Raw genomic sequence first — 1792 nt, 5'->3', positions numbered from 1 at the left:
TCGATGTTAATGAAACTTGGCACTTAAACAACCAAAAAGACGTACTTGCTTGGATTCGTTCAGTTGGTGAAACGGCATATTTAAAACATCGTGGTGCTGGTCAGTTCTCTGGTGATACTGCTTATTTCGGAAAAAATTCTCGTCGTTGGGCTTTAAAGTGTTACTCCAAAGGTCTTGAGATACAGAAAAAAGATCGTCGTTTAGCTCCTGAATTAGACATACCTGAGATGAGAGAATATGCTCATAAAGCCTTGAGAATAGAGGGTGTAACAAGACAATTAGAACTTAAAAGACGTGATTTACATATCGCTTCTAATTGGGATATAGACACAGCGGAGGAGTTACTCCTAGAATATATATCTAAATTAGAAATGAGTGATGTTTATATGCTCAAAGATGAAGTTCTTGATTCTTTACCGCCTAGACTGCGTTTGACTTATCAAGCTTGGTTAAACGGTGATGATTTGAAGCAGATCCTGCCTAATGGAACTTATTACCGTTCTAAATCGGGGCTTCAAAAATATGGCATTGATATTTCTACAAAGCCACCAAAAGAGAAAAACAACGTGATCCCATTGATCCGAGTTTTAGAAGCCAAACCCGTCGGAATACCTGATTGGGCTTATGAGAAGAACCTTGTCGCTTGATGAGGTTTTTTTTCGCCTATTAAAACGAGCGAAGTAAGTCGAGCACTGCACGAGGGCTCGCAGTTGCATGCGCAGACATAACAGAGCGAGTGTCTACGAGCGAACTGACATAATTAGAATCACAGAGCCTTTTCTCCCTGATTACAAGCTCCCTTCTGCCTTAGATCGGTAAGTACCAGGCTATGCCTGCCGACAACATATAAACATGACAACATGACAACACGTAAACACGTAAACACTCGGACGACAACGACGACGAGGAGCTTCGACAAGGAGAAGGCGGAGGACGTGTGTGCAGTGTTAGTAATACTGCACATTTTTACCACTTTGGGAATATTTGATACGCGCACCCCCTTTACAGATTATTTTTTATGCTGTACCTTTTTAATAAATGGTTACTCCTTAGAAGTAGAATACATGCCTAGTAGAAAACCCCGTGTAGCTTTAACTGTTCCTGATGACATTAATTCAACCTTAGACCGTCTATCTGATTTAACAGGTACTCCAAAGACTAAATTAATTTTAGAAATGCTTGAGGAGTACATGCCTATCCTAGACCGCACTATTTCTGCACTTGAGCAAATCCAAGCTGATAAAGCCAATGCTCCAACCATTGCTAAACAGTTTGCAAGTGAATTACTTCTTGAGGGTAATGAGAAACTAGGCGTTCTTGCTTCTGAGGCTAAAAAACTATGATTGATTGGGTGACGGCTAAACTAATCTGCAACCATGATCCTAATAAGCTCTCAGAGGGTCTTGTGGCTTCTCTTGACCGTGATGGCAACACAGAATGGTTAGTTCATAAAAAGGTTACTGTCGAAGGCTCTTATTCAACAAAAATACAGATTCAATCTTTGACAGATACTCAGATTTATATATCGGGCAATCCTACAAAATTCCTTCAGGGTCATAATTTATTTGGCTCTAATGATCTTGTTTCAATTATGGGGAAATTCTTTGATGAGTTATTAAAACGTGAAGAATTTGGTCTTTGTCCTGATCCGTTCCAATACGCAAACATTAAAGATGGTCATTACGAGTTAAGCCGTGTCGATGTTAATGAAACTTGGCACTTAAACAACCAAAAAGACGTACTTGCTTGGATTCGTTCAGTTGGTGAAACGGCATATTTAAAACATCGTGGT

3 protein-coding genes are annotated in these 1792 nt (G+C 39.8%); all 3 read left to right on the top strand.

All coding sequences use genetic code 11. From position 1 onward, the window contains the following. A partial coding sequence (locus F952_RS15410) for a phage/plasmid replication protein, II/X family (protein WP_004929870.1) occupies positions 1-647 on the top strand: 647 nt, incomplete at its 5' end. A gap of 297 nt (positions 648-944) precedes the next feature. Then, positions 945-1343 (top strand): hypothetical protein, encoded by a 399-nt coding sequence (locus tag F952_RS15405; RefSeq protein WP_228681280.1) that lies wholly within the window; start codon positions 945-947, stop codon positions 1341-1343. Further along, the coding region (locus F952_RS15400) for a phage/plasmid replication protein, II/X family (protein ID WP_004929868.1) at positions 1340-1792 on the top strand (453 nt) is incomplete at its 3' end. The genes F952_RS15405 and F952_RS15400, both read left to right, overlap by 4 nt.

The organism is Acinetobacter baylyi DSM 14961 = CIP 107474 (assembly GCF_000368685.1).
Taxonomy (GTDB): Bacteria; Pseudomonadota; Gammaproteobacteria; order Pseudomonadales; family Moraxellaceae; genus Acinetobacter; species Acinetobacter baylyi.
The sequence above is the reverse complement of the archived record's forward strand: the minus strand, read 5'-3'. Positions and strand labels throughout refer to the sequence as shown.